The following is a 24344-nucleotide window of genomic DNA, read 5'->3' as shown; positions in this document are numbered from 1 at the left end:
GTTCGAGACCGCTATCCGGTCGCGGCCCGCGATAGATCGAGCTTCTTGACCCGAATCGCGAGCGCGAGAAACAGCGCCAGCAGGACGAACGTGACCTCGCCGGCGGCGATCACGCCCAGTGCGTCGGCCTCGAGGAACATGGGTGTTTCCCGCCCGACTGGGATGATCGTGTGGTGGGGGTCGCCGACGACGGGGACGAAGTAGTCGACGATGAGGTTGCTCCAGTACCAGACAGCGGCGACGGCGACGGCCCACACGGGGAAGTCGCTGATCCGGTGGAGGACCAGCGCCTGGACCACCATCGCGAGGTGGCTCCAGAAGAGGAAGTGGTACATCCACACGGGGAGGGACGCGTAGGAATCGGCGAACGCGAGCAGCGTGTACGGCGTCCACAGGCCCAACACGACGTTGCCGAAAAAGGCGAGCGCGGTCAGCCACGGCTGCTCGCGGCCCAGTTTCCACGCGGCGATCGCCAGCGCGATAAACAGCGTCGCGAGCGGGCTGTCGGGGACCCAGGGCCAGAGCGCGGCCGTCGTCTCGGTGAACTGTCCGGCGTAGTACCAGAACCCGAAGGCCGTCCCCGCGAGGTTGATCGCCACGACGAGCCACGCGAACCGCAGCCCCAGGTCCTCGAGCGTCGTCGGAACCGGCGCGAGAAACGATGGGAGCGACTCGTCGTCGGCACGATCGTGATCCGCCATCCGAGTCGACGCAGTCATCATCCGGCGCGACGGCCGGAACCCGCAAAACAGTAGCGGTTATCGCCCCGTCGGCGACCCGTACTACTACGAGCACGCCCGCAGTACTCCCGGCCATGACGACGGTCGACGACCGACCACGTTGGCGACTCTCGACCGGCCACGAGGTATCCCTCCCGCTCGAGCTGTCGTTCGCGATGGGCGGCGTGACCGTCCCCGCGCGTCGCGGCCGGCTCGAGGCGGCGCTCCCGGATGGACTCTCCGCGCTCGCGCTCGCGCCCGGCGTCGGCTGTGTCTCCCTCGTCGGGATCCAGTACCACCGGGTCGGCGGTGGCGACCGAGACGGGACGGCACTCGAGCCCTACGACGAGTTCGCGGTCATCGTGCCGGCGATCCGCGGGAGTCGAACGACCCGCCCGCTCGCACAGCTTGCGGGCAGCGAACTCGGCGGCTACGTTCACTGGCTTCCGGTGACGACCACACCCGCGGTCGCGCTCGGGCGCGAGATCTGGGGGTATCCCAAGGAACTGGCCGCCATCACGGTGACTGACGGCCCGGACGGGATCCGTACTGTCGTCGACGGCGACCGCTATGGGGACGCCCCCATCCGACTCGAGGTCGCTCGCCCCCGGCTCGAGCCGCGAGCGCGCGACTGGACGCTGACCAGTTACACGACGAAAGACGGGGCTCTCGTGCGGACGACGGCCCGGATTCGGGGCGACGTAGCGATCGGATCGGGCGTGGGGACGCGGCTCTCGGTTCCGTCGGCGCTGGCCCGCGACCTCGGACTGTGGCGACGGCCACTCGCACGGCTGTACGGCTCGAACGTCCGTGCCCGCCTGTTCGCGGGCGAGCGGCTGGCCGAGTGAGCGGCCGGTCCGACGCCGTTTCCGTGGAGCCCGCGGAACCGGGTGGTTCCAGCGGCCGAATCCGTCCCAAAGAAACGCGTAAGTGGCGGGGCTCCTAACCGGTCAGTATGGCCGAAAACACCGATCTCGAGGAACTGCGGCGCGGGACTGATCTCGTCAAGCGCGGCTTCGCACGGATGCAGAAAGGCGGCGTTATCATGGACGTCGTCGACCCCGAACAGGCCCGTATCGCCGAGGAGGCCGGCGCGGTCGCGGTGATGGCACTCGAAGCCGTTCCCGCCGATATCCGCAAGCGCGGCGGCGTCGCTCGGATGGCTGATCCCGCCGACGTCGCCGAGATCGTCGAGTCGGTTTCGATCCCGGTCATGGGAAAATCCCGTATCGGGCACACGAAAGAGGCCCAGATCCTCGAAGCCGTCGGCGTGGATATGATCGACGAGAGCGAGGTTCTCACCCCTGCCGACGACGCCTACCATATCGACAAGCGCGACTTTACCGCGCCGTTCGTCTGTGGGGCACGCAACCTCGGCGAGGCCCTGCGTCGGATCGACGAGGGTGCGGCGATGATCCGGACGAAAGGCGAGGCCGGCACCGGCGACGTGAATCAGGCCGTCCACCACCAGCGCACCATCAAGGGCGCGATCCGGAAACTCGAGGGCATGAGCCACGAGGAACGGGAGGCCTTCGCTCGGGAGATCGAAGCACCCGCGGAGCTGGTCCACGAGACCGCCGAGATGGGACGACTCCCGGTCGTCAACTTCGCCGCGGGCGGCATCGCGACGCCGGCCGACGCCGCGCTCATGATGCACCACGAGTGCGACGGCATCTTCGTCGGCAGCGGCATCTTCGGCGCGGAGAACCCGCCCGAGATGGCCGAGGCGATCGTCGAGGCGACGAACAACTGGGACGACCCCGAGACGCTCGCGGAGATCTCGAAGAACCTCGGCAAGAGCATGAAAGGCGACGCGAACGTCGATCTCCCCGAGGAAGAGAAGATGCAGGGTCGGGGCGTCTAACTGACGACGACGCCGTCGCCGCACGCTGACGCGCTGGACCGACGACTGATCGGCACGCACGTCCGTTTTCTCCGTATCCGACGTACCAACGCTCTGAGATAGCTCTCATCCCCAACCAGCAGCAAGCAACTCGCCGACCGAAGTACGGGGGAACTGAGCGGTTGCTCCGGGGACTCGCACGGCTCCGCCGGCCGGAAACCGGTCTCGAACAATCCGATCCCGTCTCGTCGGTCCCGTGCGGCCCGCTCCCGGACAGCGTTTCCACGAGGGTGTCGACCGTCCCGACCACCGTTCGACATGCGAAAACTGACGTTCTCACGCGGATCTACGCGCGGCGCTGGAAGACGGCCGCACGCCCGACGTGAGCCGCCGCTACCACCACGTCTGCGGCGGCGGAACGATGCCCGTTCGGCGGAGCGCGAGAAAGCCCAGATAGGTTATCGTCGCACCGCTGCACAGCGACAGTACTAGCACCGGCGCGACTCGAGTGCCGACGGCGGCACCACCGATCGCCGCCGCGAGCGACGTGAGTTGGACGCTCCGTCGGTCCCAGTACTGCCGGACGGTCTCGTACTCTCGAGCGGCGAGGAGTTCGAAGGTGACCGTCGCAGCACCGCCGACGACCAGGAAAACCGGAGCCGGCGTTACGTCGGCGCGGACCGCGAAACTCGCGACCGCAGCGAGCACGAGCAGCGCGAGCGCGGCGTCGGTTCGCGCCCCCATCGCGGCTACGCGCCGTCCCGGTACAGCGTCGCACCCTCGCCGACGGCGGTCTGATAGGCGCGGCTCTCGACGCCGGCCGCGTCGAAGGCGTCGACCATCGCCGAGGCGATCGCCCGCTGGTCGCGGCGGTGACAGACTGCGAGCATCCCCGGGCCGGCCCCGCTGACGGTGACGCCGGTCGCACCCGCCTCGAGGGCGGCCTCGCGAACGCTCTCGTAGCCGTCGATCAGTTTGGTGCGTTCGGGCGTGACGATTTCGTCTGCCATGCCCGACCCGACGAGAACTGGATCGTCCCGCGTCATCCCGACGGTCAGCGTGGCGGCGTTGCCGACGGTGTCGACGACCTCGTCCATCGAGGCCGTATCGGGAACGACGCCGCGTGCGTCGCGCGTGGAAACGGAAATTTCCGGCAGGCAGGCGACGACGGGGACGGACGCGTCGACGTGCGTGACGCCGTCGTCGGTGACGACGGTGAAGCCGCCGAGCAGCGAGGGCGCGACGTTATCGGCGTGTGCTTCCCCAGAGACGAGTGCTTCGCCTTCGGCGGCGACGGGGACGAGCTCCGCCCGAGAGCGGCCCCGATCGTAGAGTTCGTTCAGTGCAACGGCGGCGGCGGCGGCGCTCGCGGCCGACGATCCCAACCCCGAGGACGGCCGAACGCCCTTGTCGATCCGGATTCGTGCGGGGGCGTCGAGCGCCTCCGCGACTGCGCCGACCGTGTTCTTGGCGGGGTCTTCCGGGATGTACTGGCTTCCGGCCCCGGTCACCGTAATCGTCGTTCGCGAGGCTCGTTCGACCCGAACCACGTCGGCGGGCGTTCCGAGAGCGACGCCGAACACGTCGAAGCCGCTCCCGAGATTCGCGCTCGTTGCGGGTGCCCGCACTGTAAGCATGCCGATTCCTTTCTAGACGGCAGTCAAAAAGGTAGCGAACGATACCGACGACGGCTGTCGCAGATCACCTCGAGAATCGAACCGGATCGACGGGGGCTCTCCGTGCCCGATCGGGCGATTACTCCTCGTCGGTCGCACCGAACGTGAACACGTCGTCGTCTTCGTCGTCGCCCTCGTCGGTTCCGTCGCTTTCGTCAGTCTCGTCGCTCTCGAGGTCGTCGGTCGCGGAGGTCTCGTCGGCAGCCGATTCGTCGTCGGTCTCCGCATGGCCACCGTCGTCGACCGATCCGAGCGGTTCGTCGCCGGCCGGCTCGGCGGTATCTACCGGGTCGTCCCTATCGGCTTCGGGGGCGTCGTCGGCGAGCGGATCGGTCGCGTCCGTCGTCTCGTCACCGTCGGCTCCGAAGGCGTCGTCGGCGAGCGGATCGGTCGCGTCTGTCGTCTCGTCACCATCGGCTCCGAAGGCGTCGTCGGCGAGCGGATCGGTCGCGTCCGTCGATTCGATCGCGTCGGACTCGTCGGCTTCGCTCCCCTCGATGCCGAGGATCTCTTCGGCACCGAGTTCCTCGGTCGTGTCGCCATCGGCTCCACTGCCAGTCGCCGGATCGTCACCGGCGTGATCGATCGGATCGTCGGCCGACGCCTCGGGCTCGAACGCGGTCTCCGTGGGTCGGTCGGCATCGGCGGTGTTTCCGTCCCCATCCTCCTCGAGTTCGTGGGCGTCCTCGTCCGCGTCGTCGAACGTGAGGGTCTCGTCGGCATCGTCCTGCTCGCTCGTGGCGTCGAACGTGATGCCCTGGCCCTCTTCGGCCGACTCGCCGTCGACCGCAGCGTCGTCAATCGCCGCTGGCGCATCCAGTTCCGCGTCCACGTCGAACGCCGATTCGAAGTCGAGGTCGACGTGGTCGACGTCGGTGTCGAACCGGTCGAGCGCCTCGGAGAGCTGGGAGGCCTGTTCGGAGAGGCTCGAGGCGGACTTCGTGACTTCGGTTAGTGCAGTGGTCTGCTCTTCGGCCGCGGCGGCGACGTTTTCGGCTTCCGACGTCGTCTCCTCGGAGATCGTCGCGGCGTCGTCGATCATCGCGACGACCTCTTGCGTGGAGGCAGCCTGCTCTTCGGTCGCTGCGGAGATCTCCTGCACACCGATGTTGGTCTCCTGAGCGAGGTCGGCGATCTCCTCGAGCGCGTTGACCGCTTCCTCGACCCGATCGCTGGCGTTTTCGATGTCGGTACTCGTGCCTTCGACCTCGGCAGCGGAGGTTTCCGTCCGCTTGCGGATCGCCTCGAGTCGGTCCTCGGCTTCGTCGGCCGCTTCGGCGACGTCTTCGGAGAGCGCCTTGACCTCCTTTGCGACGACGGAGAACCCTTCGTCGTCGCTGCCGCCCGCGGAGCGGGAGGCTTCGATGTTGGCGTTCAGCGCCAGCATGTTCGTCTGGTGGGCGATCTCGGAAATCGTGTTGATCAGTTCGTCGATCTGCTGGACCTCCTCTTCGAGGCGACGGATCTCGGCGACGGCGTCGCCGGCCTCGGTCTCGATCTCGTTCATGGCAGTGATCGCCGCCTGAGCGGCTTCCTGCCCTTCCTGCCCGGTGTCGACGGTCCGTTCGGCGATATCGGCCACCTCGTTCGAGGACGCGGCGATCTCCTCGGTCGTCGTCGAGAGGCCGCTCATCTCCTGGTCGACCGACTGGAGGGAGTCGTTCTGTCGGTCCGCACCGTCGGAAATCTCCTGAATCGACTCGGTGACCTGCTGGGAGGCGGATCGAACCTCCTCGCTCGAGGCGGTCACCTGCTCGGAGGCGGTCGCGACGTCGGTCGCGAACCGGTTGAGTTCGGCGATGGTCTGCTCGATCTCGTCGAGCATCTCGTTGAAGTCCTCGCCGATCTGTTGCATCTGCTCGTTGTCGCTTTCGACGTCCGCACGAGCGGTGAGGTCGCCGTCGGCGGCGTCACCCATGACCGCACAGTATTCGGCGGCCTTGTCTTCGAGGTGATCGTTGATCTCCAAGACGCGCTCGCGTTCGCGTTCGGCCTCCATGCGGGCGGCTTCGGCCTCCTCGATCTGTTCGCGCAAGGCGTCACGCATCGAGCCGAAGCCGTCGTAGAGCCGGCCGATGTTGTCGATCCGTTTGGTCTCGAGGTCGACGTTGAGGTTGCCGTCCTCCATCTCGCTGGCTTTGTCGGTGAGCCGGTCGATCGAGACGGCCGTGTTTCGGCCCAGGACTGCGCCGACCGCGCCGATCATGACGATCCCGAGAATTGTCGCCACGAGTCCCCACTGGTTGACGCTGTTGACGAACCCGAGTGCCTGGTCGGCGGGTTCGACGGTCAGGACGACCCAGTCGGTCCCGAACACGCGGGCGGAGCTGGCGACGTAGTCGCTGTCCTCACCGAGGTCGTAAGTGCCAAGCGAGAGCGACGAGCCGGCGACCTGCTGCGTGGTTGCGCCCTCGGTCCGTGCGCTCTGGGCGAGGCCGTTGTCGTCGCTGTAGGTCGAGCCGAACGTTTGGTGGTTCCCACCGTAGTCGGCGTTATCGACCATGATATCGTTCTCGCCGTCGATGATCACCGTCGTAACACCCGCCTCGTCCTGCAGTTGGTTCGCGTACGCCTCGAGATCGGCAGTGTAGACGACCGCTCGGTTCTCGTTGTCGGCGGCGCGCTGGACGTACGTGAGTACGGTCGTGTTCTGGCCGAACTCCCCTTCGGCGATATAGGCGTCGGAGACCCACGGCACGGTTTTCGAGGCGTCCTCGTAGGCTTCGTTCGGGACGTTATCGATCTCGGTCGTCGGTGCCCCGCGATAGGCCTCGTTCGTACTCGCGGTCACGGTTTTGTTATTTGTATTGACGTAGGAGATATCGAACGTATCGGCGTCTAAGTGTTCCTGCCAGTCGAGGAAACGCCGTTGGATCGCAGCCGGATCGTCACTGGCGACGACGTCCGATCGGGCGATCATCCCGATCGTGTGCTCGTTTTGCTCGTTCCACATCTGCATGCTCTGGGCTTCCTGTCCGGCGGCGGAAGCGTGGTCGCTTTGCACCCGATTCTCCACCTGATCGGCGATTGTCCCTGTCGCGACGAATCCGATCAGCCCGACAGACAATCCGAGAATGAGCAACGCGATCCCGAACTTGACCGCGTATCTGCGTCGGATAGCTGTCGGTACCAACCGTCGAGCGAAATCCATGGATACGATACGCCTGTTCTCGCCACTACATAAATTGTCAGCCGCGGTTATCGGTGCTGATAATCGGGGATCGTTCCAGACTCTGTGGATATATGCTGACTTTCGTTTCTAGTGCTGGTGTATATCCGCCTGCTGTCTGAAATAACTCCCACAGGCCGAGACTAATGCCCGACGAACCTGTAATTCCTTTTCTCGTGCATGTCAGATACCTATATGTTATCTAGCAAGTGTTATTCTCCACAACGGTTAAGAAACAGAGGTCGAAAGCATTGGACAATATGAACGACGGAGACCACGAACGTACGAATGCGACGAGTCCCGCTCGGAACGGACCGCAACGGAACCTCGACCGTCGTCGAGTGTTGAAGACGACTGCGGGTGGCGCGGCCGGTCTCTCCCTCGCCGGCTGTCTCGAGACGGCCGGATCGTTCGTCGGGAACGACGACGCCGAGCCGGTCACGATCGGCGTCCTCGCACCGAACCCGGAGAGCGACGAGACGGGACGCTCGATCGTTCGGGGTGCCCGGCTCGCCGTCGACCAACTCAACGACGGTATCCTTGGGCGTGACGTCGAGATGGTCGTCGGCGATACCAACGGCAGCCCACAGGAGGCGCGCCGTCAATACCAGCGGCTCATTCTCGAGGAGAACGCCGACATCACCCTCGGCGTTTCTACCACCGAAGTCCTCGTGCCATTGCTGGACGAAATCGCCGAGCAAGAGACGGTACATCTCACCGCCGGCTCCGCGACGACGACGGCCAGCGAGCGGGTCAAGTCGTCGTACGACGACTACAAGTATCACTTCCGCGTCGGGCCGATCAACGGGACCAACCTCGCGGAGGCGCAACTCGACTTCCTGACCGAGAAAGGCAGTGACATCGGGTGGGATTCCATCGCGGTTCTCGCGGAGAACTACGACTGGACCGACGGGTTGTGGGACTTCTATCAGAGTCGCCTCCCCGAGACCGATATTGAGGTGACGACGTGGGAACGGTATCCCCCGGAGATCGACGACTTCTCGGACATCTACACTCGAGTCGAGGAGTCGAACGCCGACGCGGCGTTCATTTCGACCGCACACACCGGCACCGCCGCACTGGCGGATTGGCGGCCCGAGGAACGGGACTTCGAGTTTGGCGGCATTCACGTTCCGATGCAACTCCCGTCGTACTACCAGCAGACCGGCGGCGACTGCGAGTACGCCGTGGGCTACGCCAGCGCGACCGACACTGCCAATCTCACGAACGAGACGTCGGAGTTCGTCGGGGACTATCAAAACGCAAACGGCGGCAAGAGCCCGGTTTATACCGGCTATATCGCCTACGACGCGGTCAATGTGTTCAAGAGGGCGGCCAAACGAGCCGACTCCCTCGAGTCGGATGCCCTGGTCGGATCGCTCGAGGAAACTGAGTTCACCGGCACCACCGGCACGATCGAGTTCCACGGTCCCGACGACGAACACCCACACGACGTTATCTACGGCGAGGACAACGTCCATCCGGTCTACTTCCAGTGGCAGGAAATCGACGGTGAGGGTCAGCAGACGGTCATCTGGCCCGACGAGTTCGCGGCCGACGGCGCCGAGTACATGACGCCGGACTGGCTCTAGATCGGTTACGGGCCGCCAACGGCCCCCCGGTGTGCACCACGACCCAGTCGTCGGCGAGTCGCTGCCCGCCCGACGGGTCACACTCCCCGTCGTGGACGGCGGTTGCCCGCTGTCTCGAGACGGCCGGGTCGATCGTCTGGGAGAACGATGGCGATGGAAGCCAGGAAGTCATCTGACCACCGGAACAGGCGACCGGCTCGAGCTACGTCACGCCGTCGTGGCTCACATAACCGACACGAGTCCGACCGAATGGGCTGTCCGGGCGGCAGGGACGGGTTCCGGGAGCGGGCGTTCAGTCGAGTGCCAGTCGAATCGCCGTCTCGAGTCGCCGGTCGTCGGTTTGTACGGTCGCTGTCGTCAGTCGTTCGCGTTCGCGTCGGCGGGACGGCCGGTGTCGACGAGCCGGTCGCGACCGACGAGCAGCGCGATCGAGAGGACGGCGCCGGTGAGCGCGACGGTCGCGAGTAGGGCGAAAAACGCCGTCAGCGAGGCCTCGCCGAGGACGACGCCGCCGACGGCGATACTCGCCGATCCGAGTCCGAACTCCCCGAGATAGGTGTACCCGTAGGAGAGCCCGCGCGTGTCCGGCGGCGTGTACACCGCGACCGCGTTCTGGTAGAACGGTTGGATCGCAAAGAGGAAGAACCCGAAGGTGCCACAGAGGACGATAATCCCGAGCAGCCCCAGTTCCGTCCCGGGAACGAACGCGAGCGCGAGGACCGCGAGAACGGCGAAGAGTCCGATCAGCCCGCGTGCCGGCGGCACGCGATCGGTCAACTTCCCGCCGACGTACTGTCCGCCCATCCCGACGACCAGCAGCCCGACGTAGATGTAATCGGCCGGCTCGATCCCCTCGAGACCGGCGGGAACGGCGATCCCGTCGATCGCGTCGAGGCCGTGGAGGATCTCGGGGAGGTAGGTGAGCATGCCGCGGTAGTACAGCCCCTCGACGGCGACGACGGCGAAGATGATCGCGAAGGCGCTCGCGAACAGCGCCCGGGAGTCCGAGACGAGTGTCGACAACGACAGCGCCTCGTCGGGGCCGGCGTCGACGCCGTCGTCGACGGCTGCGGTCGGATCGAACTCCGCACTGAGACCGTAGATAACGGCGAGGATGCCGGGACCGGCGAGGATCGCCGCGACGAGCGACCACTCGAGGAAGATCAGTAGCGTCGCCGCGACGAAGGGACCGAGCGCGATGCCGGCGTTGCCGGCGATGCCGTGCCAGGCGAAGACGGTCCCGCGCTCCGAAACGCCGGTACTGATGAGCGCGAGGCCGGCGGGATGATAGACGCTGGCCGCGACGCCCCAGAGGACGAGGCCGACGGCGATCGTATAGATCGACGTGGCCAGCGAGAGCACGAGGAACGCGGCGCTCATCCCTGCGAGACAGCTCACGACGAGCCGTTTCGGACCGTATCGGTCCGCGAGGATACCGCCGGGGAGCGCCCCCATCCCGAAGGGCGCGTACCCGAGCGCGACCACGAGTCCGAACTTCGCAATGCCCACGTCGAACTCGGTCAGCCAGACGACCAGCAAGATCGGGATCGAGGTCTCGAACCAGTGGACGAGCGCGTGGCCCGCCATCGTAAAGCCCGCGATCGCACGATCGTTCGCGTTCAGCCCCATGTCCGTTACCCGACTCCGGGCCCGCCGTGCACTTAGCCGCTTGGGAACCGGCGTCGTCCGTACTCGGGACCCCTAGGCATCGAACCGGAGCGGGCCTTCGAGGGCCGCCGGCAGGATCACGTCGAGTTCGCCGGCGGAGTGGTATTCGTGAACCGTTTCGACCGCCGCCTCGAAGGCGGCGAGGGTATCGCCCTCGAGCCGATGGAAAAACAGCGCGGTGATCCCGCGCATCGACGCCGTGCGCTCGATCGCCGTCCGGGCGCGCTCGGCAGTGGGCTCGCCGATCCGGGACGTCTGTCGCGGGTTCACGGCGTAGCCCTGCACCGGACGGCCGCCCGCGAAGCCGAGGTCGTGATGCCGCTCGACGAGGGCGAGCGTCCGTTCGTCGTAGTCGCCGTGCGGATAGGCGAAGTACCGCGCCCCGTCCGCGAACCCTTCCGCCTCGAGCCACTCCTTCCCCTTCTTGATTTCCGTCTCCTGTGCTTCCGTCTCGAGGGTCGACAGGTGCGGGTGGGTATAGCAGTGGTTCCCGATGACCCACCCGGCGTCGTCGAGTTCGTGGAGGTGATCGACTGTGAGCCGAGGGAAGCCGCCGGGGTCGTCGGCACCGCGCATCTCCGCTTCGATCCGGGCGGGGTTGACGAACGAGACAGCGGGATAGCCGTACTCCTCGAGTGTCGGGAGCGCTTTCGTGTAGTCGGTGACGTGGGCGTCGTCGAACTGGAACATCACTTTCCCGGTGTCGGGTCGCGGCACGAGATGGAGGTCGTCGAGCCAGACGGTCTCCGCCTCACCCTTGTTCGTCCTGACGAGGACGGAGAGGTTGCGGACCGCAGTCGGATCGAACTCCGCCGCGACCGCGTCGATCCCGAAATTGTATCGGACGAGCGGCAGACCGCCCTTGATCCCGCGACGGTAGTCGATCTGGCGGCCGTCGTCGTCGGTCAATCGGAGCCACGGGACGACGAGCCCCTTTGACGCGACGGCGAGGCCCGGGACGACGTCGGTGAGGTCGCGAGGCTCGTCGAACGTCGTCGTGATTCCGCCGGTCCGCTCGGTCGCCGGAATCTCGAGGCGGGCGCTCCGGGTCCCGACGACCGACCGGGACGGATCGGGCGAGAGCGTCGCGCCGAAGACCTCCCAGGAGTCTAGCGTCTCGAAATCGTCGATCGTCCCGGCCGGTCCCAGGTTGCCCGCCGGTGGCGGATCGCCGGATTCGGGCCGTGGTGGCGGGTCAGTGTCCCGGCTCGCGTTCGAATCGGCCTCCGCGGGTGCCGAATCGAGCCATCTCGAGGTGAGACAGCCGGCCAGGGAGAGTGATGCCGTCGCTGCGAGATAGTGCCGCCGTTGCATTCACGGCGGCCCAGGTCGACGGCGGCTATTGTTACGATCTCGTTACTATCGTCGGTTCTGAGGGTATGAGGCGGCTTACCCGGGTGCCGTTCGGCTGCCGCTATCGTAGTAACTGAACGTCATTGCACACCTGATCGCACGACAGCGTTCCGATCAGTGTGTCACTCGTTTCAGTTGCTACTCGAGGCTCGCGATCCGTCGGTCGACGCGTCACGACCGCCGACGACGAGTTCGCCGTCGTCGGTTTCGACGTAGACGTCGTCGGCGAACCCGCCTTCGGCGTGGGGGTGGTCGGGATTCTCGAGGCGTTCGGGTGTCGAGGGCGCTTCGGGGAGGCCCGCTGGCGGCGCGAATTGGCCCAGCGGCTCGGCGATCGTCACGTCCCAGCGATCGAAGAAGTCGCCGTAGCGGTCGTAGTGGGTCTCGAGTTCGTCGGCGGGGAACTCCATCATCTCGGTCCACCCGTGGTTGTAGAAGTCGAAGTTGGCCTGGATGTGCGTGATCTCGCGGGCCTCGGCTTCGGAGTAGCCCTCCTGTAGCGCACGCAGGTAGGCGTCCATCGTCGCGTCGAAGAGGCCATCGAGGTGGGCCGTGCGCTCCTCGGCGTGGGCGGGGTCGGCCTTCCCGGCGAAGATCTTGGTATGGAGTCTGACGAGTCCCGAGTTGGCGACCGATCGAATGCCCGGCGTCTCGAGGGCCGTCCGATAGGCGAAATGTTTCGCGTTCTGACGGAGTTTCATGTCTTCGTCTTGGGAAGGGATCCTAAAGAGCCGTTCGGACAACAATGTTAGGTCCGACGGCGGTTCGCCGCCGCTCGCGTCCCGTCGCTGCTCCGGTCGGGCAGGTCGATCGGCGTGTCGGACCGGGCGTCGGAGATGGCGGTAAACTGTGCCTGTCCGAGAACTGGTATCGGAACCGTCGGGTCGGAGCCATTCTGGTGAATATATTCGGGGTTCAGTTTACAATCGTAGTGGCAACGCTCCCCGTGCGGTAAAATGGACGAGATAGCAACCCACTTTAACCCGCATTACGAACGTTCCCGATATGACTCAGTACGTCATCATCGGTGACGGGATCTCGGGTAGTTCGGCCGCCGAGACCCTCCGGGAGGAAGACCCGGACGCGAAGATTACCGTCATCACCGATGAGGGGGAGCCACTGTACAACCGGATTCTCATCAAGGAACACGCGAAAGGGAAGCTCCCCGAAGCCCCCATTTCGATTCACGACGAGGACTGGTATCAGGAACGCGAGATCGACCTCTCGTTGAACACTCACGTCACGAGCGTCGATACCGACGCGAAGGTCGTCAATACCCACGATAGCGGCGAGATGCCGTACGATAAGCTGCTCGTCGCGACCGGCGGGACGCCGACACAACTGCCCGTCGAAAACAGCGATGCCGACGGGATTCACCACTTCTGGACCTTCGAGGACGCCCGCGGCATCCGCGAGCACGCGGAAAACGCGGACAAGGGCGTCATCGTCGGTGCCGGACTCCTCGGGATCGACTTCGCCGCGGTCTGTGGGGCACAGGGTATCGAGGCCGAGTACCTGATGCGCGGCGACCGCTGGTGGCGATACGCCCTCTCCGGCGACGGTGCGGAGATCATGCACGAGGGCATGCGAGAGGTCGGCGTCGAACCGGTCTTCGATAGCGGCGTCGATCACTTCGAGACCGACGACGACGGACATGTTACCGCCGCCGTCGATCCGAACGGCGACCGCTACGAGTGTGACTTCGTCGGGGCCGCTATCGGCTTGAACTTCAACACCGAGTTCCTCCGCGGGTCCGGCATCGAACGGGACAACGGGATCGTCGTCGACGAGTACATGCAGACCAACGTCGACGATGTCTACGCTGCCGGCGACCTCACTCGGTTCTACGACGTCCTGCTCGGCGAGCAGGGCCAGAACGGCTCGTGGGGCTCGGCGAAGGAACAGGGCCGCGTCGCCGCGGTCAACATGGCCGCCGACGAGGAGGCCGAAGGGTTCCAGTGGGTCTCCTCGTACTCCATTACCCACTTCGACTTCCCGTTCCTCTCCTTCGGTCACCCGACGCTTGGCGACGACCACGCCGAACGGCGCTACAGCGACACCGAGTGGCGGCGCATCGCCTTCAAAGACGGCCGGATCGTCGGCGGCGTCCTCATCGGCGACCTCTCGCCCCAGAGCAAGTTCAAACAGCTCATGCGCGAACAGCGCGTCGTCGCCGACCAGGCCGACGTGCTCCTGGAACAGTCCGTCGATCTGGACGACCTCGCAGCGCCCCAGGAACAGTAGTCCGGTTCGCCCGACGCAGTCCGTTTTTCGCGTTCTCGAGTCCCCGAGCGCGCCGCCTCGGAGTCACTCCGTTCGATCCCCGCCGCTCGGCGACGGGGACACGCAGTGTCTTCTACCCCACGACTGGTCGCTCTCCCCGCCGGAACTATTAAGTCAGTAACGGTCATTTGGTAACAATGAACATGGCTGCCAGTGAACGCCGCCGTCGATCAGTACGGATCGAACACGCCGATGCCCGACTCGAGCAGGTCGAATCAGTCGCGGCGAGTGCAACAGTTCGTCACGTCGATCAACTCGATACGGAGACGCTGGCGGCCGTCTACCGCGCCGTTTCCAATGACCGACCAGTCTCGACCGCCGCGACGGACCTCGAACCGGGCGAGATACTGGTCTTCACGGACTACTACCGCGTCGCACGCGTTTGAGCCGGCCCCGGTGGGTCGCGACCCGGCCCGCTTCCGGTGGGTGGTATCGAAGTCGTTTTCCCGCGTGCGCGCCTTCGGTGAGGCATGAACGGCGACAGCGACATGACACTGGCGTTCGAACTCGAGGCGCTCAAGGAACTCGCCTCGCCCGAGCGCGTGTTCGAAGACGCCAGAGGGTGGACCGAGTACATCGGCGTCGTCTCGGAGAAACCGACCTACGTCGTGACGAACTTCACGCGGAAGAACCGCATCCGACAGGACTTCTTCTCCGGTCCCCGCGGGAAAGCGGAGAGCCTCGAGGGTGTCAAAGACCAGTTCGACACCGAACGCTACGTCTACGTCGGTGCAAACGACGACGACGAGCGACTGGCCGACGAGGTCGGCTGGGAGTACCTCGACGTCGAGGACGCCGCGGAGGCGGCCGACTGGATCGTGGCGAGCCACGCCGAAGACGAGGACGACGACGCGGAGCAGGTCCGCGACGACTGGCCGTAGGCCACGCCGTCGGATCGCTCGCGGGCGTTCCCCCTCGGTCCCGAACCCGTGTGTTGAGCTCACGAGGAGCACGTCGTACCGGGTCAGCTCCCTCGAGCCGCCGTCCGACTCGGTCCGAAGAAGCCGAGCCGCCGCCCGTTCTCCGCGAGTCGTCGCGCTTATGCCCGCGCCAGCCGAAGCGCTCGCAATGGCAGACCCCCGCGCTTCGGGTTCCGACAGCGGTGATCGCCTCGAGCTCCCCTGCGGGGAGACCGTCGATCCCCACGAGATCGATCTGGGGATGCGCGAGTATACCTGTCCCTGCGGTGATAGCCACGCCGTCGTGACGGATGTCAATCCGCCCTCGCGGTTCTTCCCGGAGTCGCTCGTCGCCGTCCTTCAGGAGACGATCGACACCGACGACGAATTCGAGGAGTTCGGGACGCCTCACCTGCTGGGCGTGGTTCTCGAGGAGTTCCCCGAGGAGGTCGTCATCTACGACGCAAGCGACGACGGTGCCGTCGGCTACACGCTGTTGTGGCTGACCGACTTCGATGCCCGCCGCCTCCACGAAATCGTCGTCGAACTCGTCGTCGAACTGATGGAGCACGCGATCAGCCACGCCGACGACGACACCGCTGTCTCGGAGTTCGAGTCCCAGATGCTCGAGTTCGACGTCGCGGAGTTTGTCGACCAGTATCGCCGCCAGCGCGAGTTCGAAAGCGAACACGACCATCCCGTATAGCTGCGATTACCCAACATCTGCAAACGAGGCGAGTGGTTACCCGTCGAAGCGGACGAAGCCGCGGAAACGATGTTTTCAGCCTCACTTTTACAGTATCCAGAAGAGAAAGTTATTTGATTAGTGGAGAGTTTGATTAAATATGGGTACTGATTTACGTCGACGAAAGATCCTTGCTTCTATGCCCATTTTTTTGAGCACTTTAGCTGGCTGTTCATTGTTTGAAAATAAGCATCTGGTTTTGCAGACAATGGTTGTAAACCACACTAACGATGATATTGAAGTACAATTGGTAGTCATTCACGACGGAAAGAATATTGTTGAGCAAAGATATGGTCTTCCTCCACAAAGCCGGGACACATATAATTTTTCTTCAAAATCACGGATTAGGATAGATAATATCTCAGAAGGGGCAAAATTAGAGTCCACGATAATTGTTAATGGTAGTCGGAAAGAGACAACAAATATTGTAATGAATTGCGATGGGGATGTAGGTGGTGATAATATTGGTTTTAGAGTACATGAGGAGTATATTGATGCCAAAGCGGGTTGTGCCGCTGCCGAGGATATCACAAATACTCAGTGAAATTCAGATCACGGGTCTACTGAATCATACCAGGCTTCCGTTTTGGTCCTGTCTGGTGTGACGGTTTTGTACAGACCAACAGTCGTAGCCTGAAAACATTCACAGGAATTTCCAGTGCTATCTACATAGTGGAACGTGTATTCTGGTTGGAAATCAATTGAACACATCATGTCCTCGGCAGGCCAGTCATTATGAAGTCTTAATGAAAATTGAGTGGTTTTACCTTTATCAGATAATTCTCTCGGCAAGTCCTCATATGATCCACTAAGATCAACATCAAAGTCATATATGGTCCCACCATCGTAATATTCTACTGTAGTTGAACTCCCGGATCCTTCCATAACATAGTCAGCAATGGATGCCCCAATTGAAGCAAGTTTTCCAGCACTACGAACAATGTCTAAAACCAATCCAAGTTCATCGTTATCGTTTTCTCCATCGCCATCGGATGGTTCGGGATGAGAGAAATTAATATAGCCTTCCTGTTTGTCATAGAACGGTTCAACATGTAACGAGTAGTTGCTTGGATAAATGTTATCTACAGAATCGCAGTCAAATACGTTATTAGGACGATCACCAAAGTATACATAAAATCGCCATACATTAGATTGGTTCTCAACGATCTCATTATAGTTATGATCTCTTCTGGTATCAGCTAAAACACCAAAATTCACCTGATAATTTGAACTTTCACACCTCCCTTTGAGTGTACTTTCATGGGAAAATTCAGCAACAACACCACTATCTCCAGAAGTGGATGTAGGTTCTGTCTTCTTTTCTTTCTGATCTGACTTTCTCCGACTCCTTCTAAATTCTGACATACTGGACGGCGAAGAGTCTGTTGGGAGGCCTTCACTTGGAACTTCAAAGTTTAGTGGATGATCCTCCCATTCAGGGGCAGCATCTGGTCTCATTAAATCCTCCCCATTATTTAATTTATCTGGGTCGATAAGGTAAAAAACCCAACCTCCCAAACTCTCCCGAGGGGCGGCTTAGCATTCCAGAGACGTGATCAGTCTTTTGATCTATGCGAACTTTTAGTGGGGCCTTTCTGTCAGACCGGGAATTTTTCGAATTGAACTCTTCATCATGTAGAACACCTGCATAACTAGATCTCACTCGGTCTGCCTTTGTGGATTTTTCCTCTAATTTCCCAAGTGGAATATTAAACCCAGCAACTTCGATTGAACCACCAGAATCATTTCGAGCGGGAATCTGTCCAGTTACTAGTTCACCAGTCTCATGTGTTAGGGTATCATAAGACATTCCCACCAAATCTTGTGTTTGATCATTTCTGGCAGCCCCTACAACTGGGATACTAGATAGGGTAGTCACCGATCCAATCCCAAGGTTCTGTAGCACTCTTCTTCTTTTCTGGCCATCATTTTCAGCCATATGGAAATATACAAAATTCTCTATAATAAATGTTTTCATTTAGGAAATCTAATCATTCTCAGAGCTCTTGAATCAGTAGGAGTTATATCAATTTCTAATCTGGCTAGCTAATTTGCGATCTGATGAATACTGCTTTTCACCTGGGTCCGGAAGACAACCGATAATACTGCGAGTCTCTGGTAGATGGGATCACCTACGAAAGCAGATGATTGTTCATCGAGCAGTACCGCCGAGGCGAGCACGACCAGCCGCTCTAAGCGGCAACCGCGGACACCGGTAGATTCGGTCCCTTACTCCCCGAACGAAACGGCCAGCCGAAGCCCGCCAGCCTCGCTCTCGCCGACGGCGATCGACCAGCCGTGGGCCTCGACGACCTCGGAGACGATCGCCAGCCCGAAGCCGGTGCCGTCCGCGGCAGTACTGTAGCCGAACTCGAGGACGTCTTCGCGCTCGTCCGGCGGGATGCCGGGGCCGTCGTCGCCGATCGCGAACCCGTCCTCGGTTGCCGTGACGGTGATCGTTACGTCTGGCCCGACGTGTTCACGCGCGTTTCGGAAGACGTTCTCGAAGAGCACGAGCAGTCGCTCCTCGTCCGCCTCGACCGTGGGTAACGCCCCCTCCCGAACGACGGGTAACTCGGCGTCGACCGTTCGATGTGCTCGCTCGACGACGGCCCCGAGATCGACCGGTTCCGTGTCCGTCAGTCGTTGCCCGCTCCGAGCCAGCGCGAGGACGTTCTCGATGAGGACGTCCATCCGTTCGAGCGCCCACTCGATCTCCTCGCGGTAGTGCTCGCCCGCGGCGTCGATATGGGGTTCGAGGTTCTCGAGGTGGCCCGCCGCGAGCGTCAGTGGGGTCCGCAGGTCGTGGGAAACGGTGCTCGCGAAGGCATCCAGCCGGTCGTTCTGGCGCTCGAGTTCCGCGGTCCGCGCGGCGAGTTCGTCCTCGCGGCGGGCCCGCTCGAGGGCAGCTTCGACGTTGGCCGCGAGGATACGTGCCAGCGTAACGGTCTCCGGTTCGAAGTCGTTCGTCGCCGTCGAACTGGCGATGAAGATTCCCTCATCGCCGAGCGGGATGTGGATCTCGCTCCGGACGGGGGTCTCGGGGTTTCGGAGGTTATCGGCGTAGCGAACGTCGCCGTGGACGATGGTTTCGCCGGCCTCGAAGGCGTCCCAGGCGATGCCGTTGCCTGCCTCGATCGTCGGGACCGTCCCGAACAGCGCTTCCGTCTCGTCGGTCATCGCGACCGGAACGAGCATGCCGCGGTCCCCGTCCGCGTCGTCGCTCGCATCGGCGGCGGAGCCGTCCGTCTCTTCCTCGTACAGGTGGATCGAATTGATCTCGAGCGACAGCGCGTCGTAGGCGATTTCCGTGGCGACGCGAGCGACCTCCTCGGTGCGCTCTGCGGCCATCAGCCGACGGGTCCCCTCGTGGAGACGGTGAATCCGTCGCTCCCGTTCCTTGTAATCGCTGATGTCGCGGATGACGCCGACGCTGCCGGTAAACGAGCCGCTGTCGTCGACCAGCGGCGCGACGTTGTTTTCGACGATCACGGGGTCGCCGTCGACGGGTTCGAACTGCATCTCGTAGGTCTCCCATGTTCGATCGTCGTCGGACAGGATCTCGCGGAGGGTTCGTTCCGCCCGCTCGACGTCCTCGTCGGGCATGTAGTCGGCCGGGTGCTCGCCGACGAGTTCGGCACGCGACTTCCCGAGTACATCCGCCATCGCGTCGTTGACCATCTCGATCCGTCCCTCGGCGTCGAGGACGAACATCGGATCGCCGACCGTATCGACGAGGGTCCGGTACTGCTCGAGTTCCCGTTCGCGGCGTTTCCGCTCGCTGATGTCGGTATAGATCGCGTATTCGTAGACATCGCCGTCGACCTCGGCCGCGAACCCGCGGAGGGAGAAGTGTTTGGGGCCGTCGACCGTCAGGCGCTCGACGACCGTGGTGACTACGTCACCGAGTCCGACCGTTCCCGCGATGCAGACCGGCTCGTCGTCGGCAGGGACGAGGACGTCGTCGAGCGAATTCCCCAAGATGGCATCGCGATCGTAGCCGAAAATCTCCTCGAACGCGGGATTGACGTCGACGATTCGATTCGGATCGGCACGGCGCGTCACGATGATCGCGTCGGGACTGTACTCGAAAAGCGTCGTGAAGTGATCCCGGTCGATATCCGGCGTTCGGGCCGACGGGGGCGGATCGACGGCCCGTGCATCGCCCGACTGCCCCCGCCGGTCGACTATCGTTCGGAGTTGTGTCAGGAGTCGCTCCGTCGAATCCGCGACGTCTCTCGGGACGTAGCCGGACAGGCCGGCCGTAATGGCGTCGCTTGCGAGCCGTTCGTCGCTATCGGCGGTGTAGAGTACGAACGGAGTTTCGGCGACCCCATCTGCCCGGATCCGGTCGTACAGCGACAGCGCGTCCGTTTCGGCGAACCGATATTCGGTGACGACGCACGTCCGCTCGTCCGCGTCCACGAGCGCACCGCGGAGCTCGGCCGGCGTCGCGACGGGATCGATCGCGAGTTCGTCCGCGGCCGACTCGAGCTCCTCGACGGTTCGGCGGCGCGCCGCGGGGTCCGGGTCGGCGTAGATAACGGTGAGCGGACGCTGGACGCGGGGAGTGCCGGACGCAGCCATCTAACTGATACGAAGAACGGAACGCGCCGTGATAAGGCGTGTGGCCGGAAATTTCGATTATAGCCGGCCGTAACACCGCTCGGAGTGCCCGCGATGGGAGCGGAAGAGAGTCACACCCATCCACTGGACCGGCCGCGATCGTCGCGAACACGGTCCGAGCCGAGGTGGTGTCGGCTGCTGAGTTCGAATTTCGAAAAGCCATTTCGAGATTCGTACTGTATCGTGGGGCTTATTACGATGTACGAACTCCATTTCGACAAGACAAATGAGTACGGACACCGCCGCAGACGGCGAGACGGGGGACGGACGCACGATCCTGTTGATCGGGAGCGGCCCGATCCAGATCGGTCAGGCCGCCGAGTTCGACTACTCGGGCGCACAGGCCTGTCGGGCGCTCCAGGAGGAAGGCGCTCGCGTCGTCCTCGTGAACTCGAATCCGGCGACGATCATGACCGATCCGGAGATGGCCGACGAGGTCTACATCGAGCCGATCACGACCGACGCCATCGCCGAGATCATTCGGGCGGAAAACCCCGACGGCGTCATCGCCGGCCTGGGCGGCCAGACCGGCCTGAACGTCACCGCCGAACTCGCGGAGGAGGGCGTCCTCGAGGAGTACGACGTCGAGATCATGGGGACGCCGCTGGACACGATTTACGCCACCGAAGACCGCGATCTCTTCCGCCAGCGCATGGAGAAGATCGGGCAGCCGGTTCCCGCCTCGACGACCATCTCGCTCGAGGACGACGAAGAAGTCTCGGAGATGACCGAGGCCGACCTGAAAGAGCGCGTCGAAGCCGCCGTCGACGAGGTCGGCGGTCTGCCAGTCATCGCCCGCACGACCTACACGCTGGGTGGCTCCGGCTCCGGCGTCGTCCACGAGATGGACGAACTGCTGCGCCGCGTCCGCAAGGGCCTGCGCCTCTCCCGCAACAGCGAGGTCCTCATCACCGAGTCGATCGCCGGCTGGGTCGAGTACGAGTACGAGGTCATGCGCGACGCCGACGACTCCTGTATCATCATCTGCAACATGGAGAACATCGACCCGATGGGCATCCACACCGGGGAGTCGACAGTCGTCACGCCCTCCCAGATCGTCCCCGACGAGGGCCACCAGGAGATGCGTACCGCCGCACTCGAGGTCATCCGCGAACTCGGCATTCAGGGCGGCTGTAACATCCAGTTCGCCTGGCACGACGACGGCACGCCCGGCGGCGAGTACCGCGTCGTCGAAGTCAACCCGCGCGTCTCCCGGTCCTCGGCGCTGGCCTCGAAGGCGACCGGCTACCCGATCGCCCGCGTCACCGCGAAGGTCGCCTTGGGCAAGCGCCTCCACGAGATCGACAACGAGATCACCGGCGAGACCACCGCCGCCTTCGAGCCTGCGATCGACTACGTCGTCACCAAGGTCCCCCGGTGGCCCAAAGACAAGTTCGACGATGTCGACTTCGAGCTGACGACGGCCATGAAGTCGACCGGCGAGGCGATGGCCATCGGCCGCACGTTCGAGGAATCGCTGCTCAAAGCCTTACGTTCGAGCGAGTACGAACCCGACATCGACTGGGCTGCGGTCAGCGACGACGAACTCGAGGCGCGCTACCTCGAGCGCCCGTCGCCGGACCGCCCCTACGCGATGTTCGAGGCGTTCGAACGCGGCTACACCGTCGCGGAGGTACAGGAACTGACGGGCATCTTCGAGTGGTACACCGAGCGCCTCAAGCGCATCGCCGACTCGACGCTGGCGGCCCAGGAGGGCGACTTCACCGAGGCCGCGATCGCCGGCCACACCAACGCGACGATCGCGTCCGCCGCCGGTGCGGACGTCGATACCGTCGAAACCGAGGTCCCGGGTCGCACCTACAAGCAGGTCGACACCTGCGCCGGCGAGTTCGAGGCCGAGACGCCGTACTACTACTCCGCTCGCAAGTCGGAGTTCGAATCCGGACCGCTGCTGGGCGACGCCGCGGCCGGCGAACTCGAGGTCGACCGCGACCTCGAGAGCGTGATCGTCGTCGGCGGCGGCCCGATCCGTATCGGCCAGGGCGTCGAGTTCGACTACTGTTCGGTCCACGCGGTCCGCGCCCTGCGCGAACTGGGGATCGATGCCTACGTCGTGAACAACAACCCCGAAACGGTGTCGACGGACTACGACACCTCCGACGGGTTGTTCTTCGAGCCCATCACCGCCGAAGAGGTTGCCGATGTCGCCGAGGCGACCGGTGCCGACGGCGTGATGGTCCAGTTCGGCGGCCAGACCTCCGTCAACATCGGCGAGCCACTCGAGGACGAACTGCAGCGCCGCGGGCTGGACTGTGAGGTCATGGGCACCTCCGTCGAGGCGATGGACTTAGCGGAGGACCGCGACCGCTTCAACGCCCTGATGGCCGAACTGGGCATCGCCCAGCCGAAGGGCGGCACCGCCTTCTCCGAGGAGGAGGCTCTGGAACTGGCCCACGACATCGGCTACCCCGTTCTCGTACGCCCCTCCTACGTGCTGGGCGGCCGCGCGATGGATGTCGTCTACAACGACGACGAACTCGAGACCTACATCGAGGAAGCGGTCCGCGTCGCACCCGACAAGCCGATCCTCGTGGACGACTTCCTCGAGGACGCGATCGAACTCGACGTCGACGCCGTCTCGGACGGCCGCAACGTCATCATCGGCGGCATCATGGAACACGTCGAAACGGCGGGGGTCCACTCCGGCGACTCCGCGTGTATGATCCCGCCGCGCTCGCTGGACGAAGCGACCATAGCGCGCGTCCGCGAGGTGACCGAGGACATCGCCGCGGCGCTGAAGACCAAGGGCTTGCTGAACGTCCAACTCGCGGTTCGCGACGGCGAGGTTTACGTGCTGGAGGCCAACCCGCGCTCCTCGCGGACCGTGCCCTTCGTCTCGAAGGCGACCGGCGTTCCGATCGCCAAGCTCGCCGCGAAGGTCATGGCCGGCGAGACGCTTTCGAGTCTCGAGGTCGACGAGCAGATCCCCGACCACACCTCGATCAAGGAGGTCGTGTTGCCCTTCGACCGCCTGCCGGGCTCGGACCCGCGTCTCGGCCCGGAGATGAAATCCACAGGTGAGGTCATGGGCACCGCAAGCGACTTCGGCACGGCCTACTGGAAGGCTCAGCAGGCCGCCGACAACGCCGTCAGCGAGGGGACCGCCGTGGTCGACCTCGACGTCGCCGGCTTCGAGAACCACTTCGACGTGGTCGCGTTCGACGACGTGCCGGCGGCCATTCGCGAGGGCGAGGTCGATTTCGTCGTCAGCCGCGACCGTGACTCGCTAGAGATGGCCGTCGAGGAGGAAATCCCCTATCTGTCGACCGAAGCGAGCGCCGAAGCCTACGTCGAGGCCCTCGAGAGCTTCGAGGGCGACCTCGAAGTCGCGTCGGTAACCGACCGCCCGACGCACGTCGCCGAGTGGGGCTCCACGGAGTAACGGCGCTCGACCCGGCCAACTCCCGACACCGTGTCCGGCGTGACACTGGTGTCGATCGGTGTCGATTCCGTCGCGAGACGGTGTGTTGCCGTTCGCACCGATCGATCGACGCCCCTTCCCATTCCGTTAGCAATGTCTTCCTGCCATAGTTATAGGAAGATATATGCTTTTTAGTGGTGTGACGAACGAGGGTCGTAGTAACATGCCGAAGCTAGCTGATGACTGTATGGAACACCTCGAGAAAGCATTACAGAGCGACGATCCATCGGAGAAGAATTTCCATATTCGACAAGTAATACAGGCATACGGCGTCGATCATCTGCCGGACGAGATCGATTCGCAGTAACACGTTCGATTCGGACCCGTTG

The 24344-nt window shown here is 63.4% G+C and carries 20 protein-coding genes; 10 read left to right on the top strand and 10 right to left on the bottom strand.

Features of this window, described 5'->3' with window-relative positions; genetic code table 11:
• Positions 1-11: 11 nt before the first annotated feature.
• Positions 12-719, bottom strand: a complete 708-nt coding sequence (locus tag C486_RS07850; RefSeq protein WP_049888530.1) for a DUF1405 domain-containing protein — start codon at positions 717-719, stop codon at positions 12-14.
• A 95-nt stretch (positions 720-814) separates the two neighbouring features.
• Here C486_RS07850 and C486_RS07845 point away from each other — a divergent pair, with 95 nt between their 5' ends.
• Both C486_RS07845 and pdxS read left to right on the top strand, forming a co-directional pair.
• Positions 815-1567, top strand: coding sequence for an acetoacetate decarboxylase family protein (locus C486_RS07845; RefSeq protein WP_008454903.1), 753 nt, complete (start codon positions 815-817; stop codon positions 1565-1567).
• Positions 1568-1674: 107 nt separating this feature from the next.
• A complete protein-coding gene (pdxS, locus tag C486_RS07840) occupies positions 1675-2583 on the top strand; it encodes a pyridoxal 5'-phosphate synthase lyase subunit PdxS (protein ID WP_008454902.1) in 909 nt (302 codons plus the stop codon).
• Positions 2584-2955: 372 nt separating this feature from the next.
• Here the strand turns inward: pdxS and C486_RS07830 are convergent, their stop codons facing one another.
• The 3 genes from C486_RS07830 to C486_RS07820 form a co-directional block, all read right to left on the bottom strand.
• Entirely contained in the window at positions 2956-3306 is a 351-nt protein-coding gene (locus C486_RS07830) for a hypothetical protein (protein ID WP_008454895.1), read from the bottom strand.
• Between the two features lie 5 nt (positions 3307-3311).
• Complete coding sequence (locus C486_RS07825) at positions 3312-4199, bottom strand: homoserine kinase (RefSeq protein WP_008454884.1); 888 nt, start codon at positions 4197-4199, stop codon at positions 3312-3314.
• A gap of 118 nt (positions 4200-4317) precedes the next feature.
• Complete coding sequence (locus C486_RS07820) at positions 4318-7389, bottom strand: methyl-accepting chemotaxis protein (protein WP_008454879.1); 3072 nt, start codon at positions 7387-7389, stop codon at positions 4318-4320.
• 278 nt (positions 7390-7667) lie between these two features.
• Here C486_RS07820 and C486_RS07815 point away from each other — a divergent pair, with 278 nt between their 5' ends.
• Positions 7668-8999 (top strand): ABC transporter substrate-binding protein, encoded by a 1332-nt coding sequence (locus C486_RS07815; protein ID WP_008454878.1) that lies wholly within the window; start codon positions 7668-7670, stop codon positions 8997-8999.
• Positions 9000-9356: 357 nt separating this feature from the next.
• Here C486_RS07815 and C486_RS07810 read toward each other — a convergent pair whose 3' ends face one another.
• From C486_RS07810 to C486_RS07800, 3 genes are all read right to left on the bottom strand, one after another.
• Positions 9357-10628 (bottom strand): MFS transporter, encoded by a 1272-nt coding sequence (locus C486_RS07810; protein WP_008454877.1) that lies wholly within the window; start codon positions 10626-10628, stop codon positions 9357-9359.
• 72 nt (positions 10629-10700) lie between these two features.
• Positions 10701-11981 carry a polysaccharide deacetylase family protein gene (locus C486_RS07805; protein ID WP_008454875.1) on the bottom strand — a complete coding sequence of 427 codons (1281 nt, stop codon included), beginning with the start codon at positions 11979-11981 and terminating at the stop codon, positions 10701-10703.
• Positions 11982-12151: 170 nt separating this feature from the next.
• A complete protein-coding gene (locus tag C486_RS07800) occupies positions 12152-12721 on the bottom strand; it encodes a DUF6149 family protein (RefSeq protein ID WP_008454873.1) in 570 nt (189 codons plus the stop codon).
• A gap of 304 nt (positions 12722-13025) precedes the next feature.
• Here C486_RS07800 and C486_RS07795 point away from each other — a divergent pair, with 304 nt between their 5' ends.
• From C486_RS07795 to C486_RS20930, 5 genes are all read left to right on the top strand, one after another.
• Positions 13026-14264, top strand: a complete 1239-nt coding sequence (locus C486_RS07795; RefSeq protein ID WP_008454871.1) for an NAD(P)/FAD-dependent oxidoreductase — start codon at positions 13026-13028, stop codon at positions 14262-14264.
• A gap of 176 nt (positions 14265-14440) precedes the next feature.
• Positions 14441-14689, top strand: coding sequence for a hypothetical protein (locus C486_RS07790; RefSeq protein ID WP_008454869.1), 249 nt, complete (start codon positions 14441-14443; stop codon positions 14687-14689).
• Between the two features lie 84 nt (positions 14690-14773).
• The gene (locus C486_RS07785) at positions 14774-15184 is read left to right on the top strand and encodes a DUF7124 domain-containing protein (RefSeq protein WP_006185885.1); all 411 of its coding nucleotides are present in this window, start codon (positions 14774-14776) and stop codon (positions 15182-15184) included.
• 187 nt (positions 15185-15371) lie between these two features.
• Positions 15372-15908 carry a DUF5815 family protein gene (locus C486_RS07780; protein ID WP_008454868.1) on the top strand — a complete coding sequence of 179 codons (537 nt, stop codon included), beginning with the start codon at positions 15372-15374 and terminating at the stop codon, positions 15906-15908.
• 139 nt (positions 15909-16047) lie between these two features.
• Positions 16048-16491: a hypothetical protein gene (locus C486_RS20930; RefSeq protein ID WP_152419138.1), complete on the top strand. Its 444-nt coding sequence runs from the start codon at positions 16048-16050 to the stop codon at positions 16489-16491.
• Between the two features lie 8 nt (positions 16492-16499).
• Here the strand turns inward: C486_RS20930 and C486_RS20925 are convergent, their stop codons facing one another.
• The 3 genes from C486_RS20925 to C486_RS07775 all read right to left on the bottom strand — a co-directional run bounded on the left by C486_RS20925 (position 16500) and on the right by C486_RS07775 (position 20534).
• Complete coding sequence (locus C486_RS20925; protein ID WP_152419137.1) at positions 16500-17405, bottom strand: hypothetical protein; 906 nt, start codon at positions 17403-17405, stop codon at positions 16500-16502.
• A gap of 22 nt (positions 17406-17427) precedes the next feature.
• Positions 17428-17886: a hypothetical protein gene (locus C486_RS20920; RefSeq protein ID WP_152419136.1), complete on the bottom strand. Its 459-nt coding sequence runs from the start codon at positions 17884-17886 to the stop codon at positions 17428-17430.
• Positions 17887-18176: 290 nt separating this feature from the next.
• A complete protein-coding gene (locus tag C486_RS07775) occupies positions 18177-20534 on the bottom strand; it encodes a PAS domain S-box protein (RefSeq protein ID WP_008454867.1) in 2358 nt (785 codons plus the stop codon).
• A 265-nt stretch (positions 20535-20799) separates the two neighbouring features.
• Between C486_RS07775 and carB the strand changes: the two genes are divergently transcribed.
• Together carB and C486_RS21650 are read left to right on the top strand one after the other, a co-directional pair.
• Positions 20800-23976, top strand: a complete 3177-nt coding sequence (gene carB / locus C486_RS07770) for a carbamoyl-phosphate synthase large subunit (RefSeq protein WP_008454866.1) — start codon at positions 20800-20802, stop codon at positions 23974-23976.
• 202 nt (positions 23977-24178) lie between these two features.
• Positions 24179-24322: a hypothetical protein gene (locus tag C486_RS21650; RefSeq protein WP_006185881.1), complete on the top strand. Its 144-nt coding sequence runs from the start codon at positions 24179-24181 to the stop codon at positions 24320-24322.
• Positions 24323-24344 lie beyond the last annotated feature (22 nt).

This window comes from Natrinema gari JCM 14663 (genome assembly GCF_000337175.1).
Classification (GTDB): Archaea; Halobacteriota; Halobacteria; order Halobacteriales; family Natrialbaceae; genus Natrinema; species Natrinema gari.
Note: the sequence above shows the minus strand (reverse complement) of the source record. Positions and strands in the feature narration are given on the sequence as shown.

Bases quoted from the DNA above. Each gene is read 5' to 3' on its own strand.
- C486_RS07850 (WP_049888530.1), bottom strand. From the start codon at position 719: ATGACTGCGTCGACTCGGATGGCGGATCACGATCGTGCCGACGACGAG.
- C486_RS20920 (WP_152419136.1), bottom strand. From the start codon at position 17,886: ATGGCTGAAAATGATGGCCAGAAAAGAAGAAGAGTGCTACAGAACCTT.
- C486_RS07785 (WP_006185885.1), top strand. From the start codon at position 14,774: ATGAACGGCGACAGCGACATGACACTGGCGTTCGAACTCGAGGCGCTC.
- C486_RS07795 (WP_008454871.1), top strand. From the start codon at position 13,026: ATGACTCAGTACGTCATCATCGGTGACGGGATCTCGGGTAGTTCGGCC.
- C486_RS21650 (WP_006185881.1), top strand. From the start codon at position 24,179: ATGCCGAAGCTAGCTGATGACTGTATGGAACACCTCGAGAAAGCATTA.
- C486_RS07815 (WP_008454878.1), top strand. From the start codon at position 7,668: ATGAACGACGGAGACCACGAACGTACGAATGCGACGAGTCCCGCTCGG.
- C486_RS07845 (WP_008454903.1), top strand. From the start codon at position 815: ATGACGACGGTCGACGACCGACCACGTTGGCGACTCTCGACCGGCCAC.
- C486_RS07810 (WP_008454877.1), bottom strand. From the start codon at position 10,628: ATGGGGCTGAACGCGAACGATCGTGCGATCGCGGGCTTTACGATGGCG.
- C486_RS07780 (WP_008454868.1), top strand. From the start codon at position 15,372: ATGGCAGACCCCCGCGCTTCGGGTTCCGACAGCGGTGATCGCCTCGAG.
- carB (WP_008454866.1), top strand. From the start codon at position 20,800: ATGAGTACGGACACCGCCGCAGACGGCGAGACGGGGGACGGACGCACG.
- C486_RS07775 (WP_008454867.1), bottom strand. From the start codon at position 20,534: ATGGCTGCGTCCGGCACTCCCCGCGTCCAGCGTCCGCTCACCGTTATC.
- C486_RS20930 (WP_152419138.1), top strand. From the start codon at position 16,048: ATGGGTACTGATTTACGTCGACGAAAGATCCTTGCTTCTATGCCCATT.
- C486_RS07830 (WP_008454895.1), bottom strand. From the start codon at position 3,306: ATGGGGGCGCGAACCGACGCCGCGCTCGCGCTGCTCGTGCTCGCTGCG.
- C486_RS07805 (WP_008454875.1), bottom strand. From the start codon at position 11,981: ATGCAACGGCGGCACTATCTCGCAGCGACGGCATCACTCTCCCTGGCC.
- C486_RS07790 (WP_008454869.1), top strand. From the start codon at position 14,441: ATGAACATGGCTGCCAGTGAACGCCGCCGTCGATCAGTACGGATCGAA.
- C486_RS07825 (WP_008454884.1), bottom strand. From the start codon at position 4,199: ATGCTTACAGTGCGGGCACCCGCAACGAGCGCGAATCTCGGGAGCGGC.
- pdxS (WP_008454902.1), top strand. From the start codon at position 1,675: ATGGCCGAAAACACCGATCTCGAGGAACTGCGGCGCGGGACTGATCTC.
- C486_RS20925 (WP_152419137.1), bottom strand. From the start codon at position 17,405: ATGAGACCAGATGCTGCCCCTGAATGGGAGGATCATCCACTAAACTTT.
- C486_RS07820 (WP_008454879.1), bottom strand. From the start codon at position 7,389: ATGGATTTCGCTCGACGGTTGGTACCGACAGCTATCCGACGCAGATAC.
- C486_RS07800 (WP_008454873.1), bottom strand. From the start codon at position 12,721: ATGAAACTCCGTCAGAACGCGAAACATTTCGCCTATCGGACGGCCCTC.